This is a genomic window from Pseudonocardia sp. (assembly GCF_025965585.1).
GTDB lineage: Bacteria > Actinomycetota > Actinomycetes > Mycobacteriales > Pseudonocardiaceae > Pseudonocardia.
In genome coordinates this window covers 1-7,013 of record NZ_JAOPWR010000204.1, presented here as the reverse complement: position 1 = coordinate 7,013, position 7,013 = coordinate 1, and the positions used below count along the sequence as shown (strand labels likewise).

Here is a 7,013-nt window from a genome sequence, read left to right as displayed (position 1 = left end):
CTCACGTCATCCCGGCCCTCGGTTCCCGGAAGCTGCGCGATCTCTCGGCCGAGGACGTCGACCGGTGGCTCGCGGACAAGGCGGCCGTCCTGAGTACAAGCACCGTCCTCTCCATCCGCTCGATCCTGCGTCGGGCGGTGTCTCGGGCGCAGGCGCGCGACAAGGTGAAGCGGAACGTCGTCCTGCTCTGCGATGCGCCGAAGGGGCAGGACGGCCGACCGTCCAAGGCCCTCACGCTCGCCGACGCGGAGAAGCTCCTGGCAGCCGCCGAGGCGGACGCGTCATCGTTCGGCACCTACATCGTGGTCTCGCTACTGCTCGGCGCCCGCACCGAGGAACTGCGGGCGCTCACGTGGTCGCATGTCGACCTGCGCGGGAGCGAAGCGCCCCCGATCCCGCCGCACATCATGGTGTGGAGATCGGTGCGCGTGGGCGGAGACACGAAGACGCGGAGATCCCGCCGAACGCTCGCGTTGCCGGCGCGGGCAGTTACCGCGTTGGCCTCGCATCGGATCCGGCAAGCCGCGGTGCGCGCACTCGCCGGCACGGGGTGGTGTGACCGTGATCTCGTGTTCGCCTCGGAGGTCGGAACGGAACTCGATGCGGCCAACGTTCGGCGGGGATTCCGCCGGATCGCGCGGTCCGCCGGCCTGGTGGCGGGGGAGTGGACGCCGCGTGAGCTGCGACACAGCTTCGTGTCTCTCCTGTCCGACGCCCGGGTTCCGATCGAGCAGATCGCCCGTCTCGTGGGTCACAGCGGAACGTCGGTCACCGAGCAGATCTACCGCCACCAGCTACGGCCGGTACTGGAGGACGGGGCGACCGCCATGGATCTCATCTTCCCGACCGCGGGGGCGTAGTCACCCAGGTAGTCACCCTGAAGATCAAAAAGGCCCCGTCCGCATCTGCGGACGGGGCCTGACCTGGTGGGCGATACTGGGATTGAACCAGTGACCTCTTCCGTGTCAAGGAAGCGCTCTCCCACTGAGCTAATCGCCCGAGGCGGAGGCGGGAATCGAACCCGCGTACAGGGCTTTGCAGGCCCTTGCCTAAGCCACTCGGCCACTCCGCCGAAGTCCTCGGAGTGGCCTCGAACTAGCACCTGCACTGCCGTGGAATTCGATAACTTGGAGGTCCGACGGGACCCGAGGTTCCTCCGAGCGGACGACGGGATTCGAACCCGCGACCCTCACCTTGGCAAGGTGATGCGCTACCAGCTGCGCTACGTCCGCACGTGCAGCGTCTCCGCTGCGGTGTTGGTGAAACCTTAGCGCAGGCCCGGACGGGGTTCCAAACCGGCCCCCTTGACCCGCGCGTCAGGCTTCCCACCTGCGACTAGTCACGCGCAGGGTCGTTCAGGAGGTCCGAGATCGCGAGATCGAAGTCGAGCCAGGCGTACTCCGTGTCCCTGGGTACGGCGACATAGGTGCGGTGGAGGAAGTCGCCGAGCGTCTGGGCGCACGTCGTGAAGACGGCGTGCCCGGACGGGGACGACAGCTCCAGCAGCACCCTGCTGGGGTTGTGCGGCATCGGTCGAACCTGAACGTCACCCGTGCCCGCTTCGGTGATGAGGCCTTCGTGCAGGAGGTCCCGGGCGAAGACCCAGTCGACCGCCGTGCCGTTGCCCGTCCGGAAGGACGCCTGCACCGCGTAGGGGTCCCGGCTCTGATAGGTCAGATCGACCTTCACTGGCACCACCGGAGCGTCGGGGGCGATCAGTTCGAACACCGCCGGTGAGGTGATGACCGTGTGCTCGTCGCGCATCGTGCGTCCTCTTTCGTGGTCCCGCGTGGTTCGTCATGCTGAAAAACGACCGTGTGGCAAAGATGTGACGGGTAGAGGGACAGAGACCGCTCGGATGACCCCCGCTGTCACCCTGTCGGGTCAGCGTGTCCCCCGCATCGACGCACGTCGGTGCGATGTGGAGCACGTTGCTGGACTAATCTGAACCGGTCGCGGCGCGGTCGCGAAGACAGAACGTGAGGATCCAGCAGGTGGCCGAGGTTGCCGAGACCCCCGACGCGTCCGACAGACGCGGTCGGCCCGGGTCGCGCGCTGGGCGTGGCCCGGATCCGGTCGACGAAGCGCTCGTCAAGCGGATCGTGGGTGGCGACCAGTCGGCGCTCGGCGCGTTATACGACCGTTTCGGCCGTCCGGCCTACTCGCTGGCCCGGCGCATCTGTGCCGACGACGGCATCGCCGAGGACGTCGTTCAGGAGGTGTTCCTCGCCTTCTGGCGCGACCCCACCCGCTTCGACGCCACGCGCGGCACGTTCGGCACGTGGCTGCTGACGCTCGTCCACCACAAATCCGTCGACGCCGTCCGCAGGGAGAGCGCCATCCGGCGCCGCACCGTGCCGGCCGCCGAGGACGGCGACGAGTGGTCGGCGCCCCCGGGGCCCGGCGCCGATCAGGCCGCGCTCGGCAAGGTCGTCGCCGGTCAGGTGCGTGACGCGCTGGGCCGGCTGCCCGCCGAGCAGCGCCAGGCCCTCGCGCTCGCCTACTTCGGTGGCTACACGCAACGCGAGGTCGCGGCGTTGACCGGCGTGCCACTGGGCACCGTCAAGTCCCGCATGTTCACCGGGGTGCAGCGCCTGCGCAGCGTCCTCGGCCCCCTGCTCGGCGAGTTCGCCACCGACTTGGGCGGCGCCCGATGACCACTCCCCGCAACCAGCAGTCCTGCCCGCTGAACGAGCAGGCCGTCGGATGGGCGCTGCACGCGCTCGAGCCCGACGAGGAGATGGCCGTGATCATGCACGTGCCGACGTGCCCGTCGTGCCAGGCGGCGGCCCGCGACGCCGAGGCCGTGCTCTCCCACCTCGGCGCGTCCGTCGAACAGGTGGAGCCTCCGCGCAGCCTGCGCGACTCCCTCCTCGCCGCGGCCGCCGAGACGGCTCAGCAGCCGGCACGCCCCCAGCCGGCGCCCGCCCCGACGCCCGCATCGCGCCATCGCGTGCCCGAGCCGGTGCTCACGGAGCGCGGGTCGTCGCGGCGCTCGCCCCGGTCATGGCTGACGCGCGGCCGTCTCATCACGGCGTCGGCCGCTCTCGTCGCGGTGATCGCGATCGGCGGCCTGGCCGTCCGCACCGCCCAGCTCGAGCAGCAGAGCCAGACGCTGAGCGCCCAGGCTCAGAACATCGCCGACCTCGTCGGGCAGCTCGACCGCCCCGACGTCAAGCACGCGATGCTCGCGAACCTGTCCACCGGCGCCACCACGGCCGCGGTCGTCGTCGTCGACGGCAAGCGGGAGGTCTACACCGTGAGCCTCCCGGCCAACGCGAGCAACAACACCTACGTCCTGTGGGGCCTGCGGGCCGGGGCCGCGCCGGCGCCCCTCGGAGCCTTCGACGTGTCGAGCACCGACACGGGGGTGCGTACTGTCGGCACCGTGGGAGAGAACGACAGGTTCACTGACTACGCCATCTCCATCGAGCCGGGCCACACGGCGCCTGCGTCACCGACCACGGTGGTGGCGAAGGGCCAGGTCGCGTGAGCGACGCGGGACCCCGTCCGGGTTTCCGCGCGCGGCTCGACGACCGGCCGACGCTGCGCCGCACCTATCGCGTCGGCGTCGCGGTCGTCGGTGCGCTGGTGCTCGTCGTGGGCGTCATCGCGATCCCGTACCCGGGCCCAGGCTGGCTCATCGTCTTCGCCGGTCTCGCGATCCTCGCCACGGAGTTCACCTGGGCGAAGCGGGTGCTGCACTACGCCCGCGGCAAGTACGACGCCTGGACCGCCTGGCTCGGCTGTCGGACGCTGGTCGTCCGCCTCGGGGCGCTGGCCCTCACCGGGGTGATCGTCGCGGCCACGCTGTGGGTGCTCAACGCCTTCTACCTGGTGGCCGGCTGGGTGGGGCTGGAGCGGTGGACCTGGTTGCAGAGCCCGATCCTGGCGTGATGTAGGGTCTTCCACGGCAAGGGCGATTAGCTCAGGGGGAGAGCGCTTCGTTCACACCGAAGAGGTCACTGGTTCGATCCCAGTATCGCCCACCATGCCAGAAGGCCCCTGACCTGCGGGTTCAGGGGCCTTCTTCTGCTGCTGGCGCGGCTGACCGGCCCCGAGAGGGCCGGTTGTAAACCGGTCTGTAAACAACTGCTGCCGGGTGTCCACCCTGCAGCACCAGGTCTCGTGTGTCCCGGACGTTCTCCCGCCCACGGTCTCGGTTGGGGAGCGTCGAGCGTTGGTCGACAGCGGGATCGGCTCGGTGGAGACGACAAGAGGCCCCGCCGAGGTGTGTCGGGCGAGGCCCATGGTGGGAAGAGCTGTCAGTTGTCGAGATCGTGCGCTACCGGGCTTAGCTGGACGGGTGGGAGGAAGAGACCGCTGATCTGGTCTGCCGCGGCGCGGTCGAGCTCGGGGACATCGGCGGTGTAGACCTCGAGGGTGAAGGCCACGCTCGCATGGCCGAGGCGGGTACTGACGATCTTCGGGTTGATCCCCGCGCGGAGTGCCATCGTGGCGTAGGTGTGGCGGACGTCGTGCAGCCGGATGATCGGCAGCCCGGCCCGCTCGATGAGGCGTCCGAATCGTTCGGTGATCGTGTCGGGGTAGATCGGGCGGCCGTCGGGCCAGCAGAACAACAGACCGTGATCCCGGTAGTCCGGCCCCCACGCGTCTCGCTCAGCGTGTAGGGCGTCGAGATGGACGCGAAGGGCCTCGATCGTCGTCGGGTCGAGCGACAGCAGCCGGCGGCTGCGGAGGGTTTTGCCCGTCGACGCCTGGGCTTTGCCGGCGGCGATCACCCGGGTGCTGACCAGACTGATGGTGCCTGCGTCGAGGTTCACAGCGTCGCGTAGGGCGCCGACCGCCTCGGAGCGTCGAAGCCCGGTCGTCGTGAACAACAGCCACATGGCGAAGAATCGATCCCCGTGAGCCTGCCGGAGAAACGTGGCGAGCTGCGCTGGAGTCCAGGTCTTGTGAGGCCTTTTGTCGGCGCGCGGGTACTCGGCCGAGGCGGCGGGGTTCGTTGGTATGTATCGCAGCTTGGTCGCGTCGCGTAGCGCGCGGTGAAGCATCACGTGGATGCTCGCCACCGCTCGTGGAGAGAGGCCGGCCGAGGTCGTTGCGGGTATCCGTCCTGCTCGATACCGGCGGATAGCGTTCGTCGCTGCGGAATAGGAGACCTCCGCTCTCTTTGCAAGGTCGATGGGGCGAACGGCGCGGCCGGCTTCGGTCTCCGATTTCCACCAAGAGTACATGGCCTGGTTACTGTTCCCGCGGCGGCGGCCAGACGTCAGTAGCTTGCGGTACAGTGCATTAATGGTCTCCGGCTCGATGTCTTGAAGTTTTCGTTCCCCGATGAAGGGAATGATGTAGGCCGTTGCGTACGTGGAATAGTTCGCGAAGGTTGTCGGCTTGACCGCCATCTCGATCGTCGACAGCCACTCGGTCAAGTACTCGCTGACGGTGCGACGCGATGTCCGGACGTAGGTGTTGGTCCTCAGGTCGGCGTTGGCCTCTGCCAGGGCGTCCCATGCGGCTCGCTCGCTCTCGAATCCAGACTTCGCCTGCTGTCGTCGCTTCCCGGTGAGAGGGTCTGGGCCCAGGTCGACCATGTAGGCCCACTTGTTGCCCCGTCGGTAGACACTGCCGCTGAGGCTGCGACGCGCGCTCGTTCGCTTCCGGCGACCGGCATCAGGCTCCTGCGCCGGGCTCATGAGGCGTTCACCAACTCCTTGAGCCGGTCGCGCACGATGTAGACACGACCGCCCAGCCGCTTGATGGGCAACAGGCCGAGTTCGGCGTACCTGTAGGCCGATGCACGGCTGATGCCCAGGATCCGCGCAGCTATCGGCACCGTGATGAGGACAGGAAGGCTGTCGAAGTCATTCATGAGGTGTCTCCGGGATCGGTCGTCTTCGGGAGTGGTCCCAGCTTACGTCGTTTCCCTCATGTGATCGACTAACAATGACAAGTCTGTGGACAACTTCTTGCGAGGTTGCCTGAAACTGACTGCCTGGTGTCGACGTATTATGCGTGCTAGTGACGAATCATGGCCCGCAATGACTACCAATGACAAGTCTGCTCGGTCTGGAATCACCGGGCCGACTGACAGGCCGGGATGAGCATGTCGTGGTCGCGATCAGGCTTCGGTCGTCGTAGCACTGAGCAAGGTGGGCAGGGGTGACTTCTGGTAAAGCCGGAAGAAGCCCGGGCTGAAGCTCAGACCGAGTCCCGCTTGGTCTCCAGCCAAGCCATCAGTTCGCTGCGTCTCCAGCGGAGGTGGTGACCGATCTTGTAGGCGGGACAGAACACGCCCATGGATCGTTGCTTGTAGATGCTCTGGACCGGGAGCTGGAGCAGCTCGGAGACGTCGTTGATGCTCAGGAGGCGATCGGGGTCCTCAGCGGAGGCCAAGGTCATCACCCTCGTCGACGCCGCTGTCGATGTACGCGGCAAGTTCCATCCCGATCAGCGTCGAGGTGACGAGGTACCCGTCGCCGAAGACGTAGAGGTCCTCAGCGATGTCGGGTTCGAGGGGGACGGCGTCGGGTCCGATTCCGGTCGCGTCGACGGTGGTGGTGCCGCGGTCGGTGGTGATGGTCCACCGGTCGGCTGTGGGGGAGGGCTCGACGGTGTCGACGGTGGCGCGGTGGACGCGCAGACCCTCGGTGTCGATCTCGATCCAGGCGACCGGTTGTCCCTGTTCGTACGGTGCCGGCATCGAACCCCCTGATCACTGTGCGCGGCCGTGCCAGCGGCGGGCGTGCTGGACTTCGCGGGTGGGTGTGGTGCTCCGGCCAGCTTGATCGTCTGATGCGGTGATCGTCAACGGATGGCACCGGCGACCGCCCGGTCGTGCCGATGGGTGCGCAGAGGTGCGGCTTGGGGTGAATCCCGGTTCGGGTGGGTGTGGGTCGCCCGGAGGTCAGCACCGCGGCGAGGGGTCCCACCGGGACGGCGACGGGACCGGCCGTGGCCCATCCCGCGTGGGATCGCCCCCACCCCGCTCACACACGCCCCGCCGAGCCGCGCGCGATCTCACCGGGATGGCGTCACCGCCGACGCCCTTC

General features: G+C 68.0%; 9 protein-coding genes and 4 tRNA genes. 5 read left to right on the top strand and 8 right to left on the bottom strand.

The features are described from left to right. Nucleotides 1-860 (top strand): site-specific integrase (gene xerC / locus JWR81_RS13235; RefSeq protein ID WP_297651093.1); only part of this gene is annotated, 860 nt, incomplete at its 5' end. Between the two features lie 64 nt (nt 861-924). Here the strand turns inward: xerC and JWR81_RS13230 are convergent. From JWR81_RS13230 to JWR81_RS13215, 4 genes are all read right to left on the bottom strand, one after another. Further along, nucleotides 925-999 (bottom strand) — tRNA-Val (locus JWR81_RS13230). A gap of 1 nt (nt 1,000) precedes the next feature. After that, nucleotides 1,001-1,072, bottom strand: a tRNA-Cys gene (locus JWR81_RS13225). Nucleotides 1,073-1,159: 87 nt separating this feature from the next. After that, a tRNA-Gly gene (locus tag JWR81_RS13220) sits at nt 1,160-1,232 on the bottom strand. A gap of 103 nt (nt 1,233-1,335) precedes the next feature. Further along, entirely contained in the window at nt 1,336-1,764 is a 429-nt protein-coding gene (locus JWR81_RS13215; RefSeq protein ID WP_297651091.1) for an SsgA family sporulation/cell division regulator, read from the bottom strand. A 230-nt stretch (nt 1,765-1,994) separates the two neighbouring features. Between JWR81_RS13215 and JWR81_RS13210 the strand changes: the two genes are divergently transcribed. The 4 genes from JWR81_RS13210 (at nt 1,995) to JWR81_RS13195 (ending at nt 3,992) form a co-directional block, all read left to right on the top strand. Continuing rightward, complete coding sequence (locus tag JWR81_RS13210) at nt 1,995-2,657, top strand: sigma-70 family RNA polymerase sigma factor (RefSeq protein WP_297651089.1); 663 nt, start codon at nt 1,995-1,997, stop codon at nt 2,655-2,657. Then, nucleotides 2,654-3,493 carry an anti-sigma factor gene (locus JWR81_RS13205; protein ID WP_297651087.1) on the top strand — a complete coding sequence of 280 codons (840 nt, stop codon included), beginning with the start codon at nt 2,654-2,656 and terminating at the stop codon, nt 3,491-3,493. Before JWR81_RS13210 ends, JWR81_RS13205 begins: the two co-directional genes overlap by 4 nt. After that, nucleotides 3,490-3,897, top strand: coding sequence for a TIGR02611 family protein (locus JWR81_RS13200; protein ID WP_297651085.1), 408 nt, complete (start codon nt 3,490-3,492; stop codon nt 3,895-3,897). The genes JWR81_RS13205 and JWR81_RS13200 overlap by 4 nt, the downstream gene beginning before the upstream one ends. A gap of 20 nt (nt 3,898-3,917) precedes the next feature. After that, nucleotides 3,918-3,992: transfer RNA gene (locus tag JWR81_RS13195), tRNA-Val, on the top strand. 273 nt (nt 3,993-4,265) lie between these two features. Here the strand turns inward: JWR81_RS13195 and JWR81_RS13190 are convergent. The 4 genes from JWR81_RS13190 to JWR81_RS13175 form a co-directional block, all read right to left on the bottom strand. Further along, nucleotides 4,266-5,657 (bottom strand): site-specific integrase, encoded by a 1,392-nt coding sequence (locus JWR81_RS13190; RefSeq protein WP_297651083.1) that lies wholly within the window; start codon nt 5,655-5,657, stop codon nt 4,266-4,268. Next, nucleotides 5,654-5,833: a helix-turn-helix domain-containing protein gene (locus tag JWR81_RS13185; protein ID WP_297651081.1), complete on the bottom strand. Its 180-nt coding sequence runs from the start codon at nt 5,831-5,833 to the stop codon at nt 5,654-5,656. The genes JWR81_RS13190 and JWR81_RS13185 overlap by 4 nt, the downstream gene beginning before the upstream one ends. Before the next feature lie 329 nt (nt 5,834-6,162). Continuing rightward, nucleotides 6,163-6,357 (bottom strand): helix-turn-helix domain-containing protein, encoded by a 195-nt coding sequence (locus tag JWR81_RS13180; RefSeq protein WP_297651079.1) that lies wholly within the window; start codon nt 6,355-6,357, stop codon nt 6,163-6,165. Further along, nucleotides 6,344-6,664 carry a hypothetical protein gene (locus tag JWR81_RS13175; RefSeq protein WP_297651077.1) on the bottom strand — a complete coding sequence of 107 codons (321 nt, stop codon included), beginning with the start codon at nt 6,662-6,664 and terminating at the stop codon, nt 6,344-6,346. The genes JWR81_RS13180 and JWR81_RS13175 overlap by 14 nt, the downstream gene beginning before the upstream one ends. Nucleotides 6,665-7,013 lie beyond the last annotated feature (349 nt).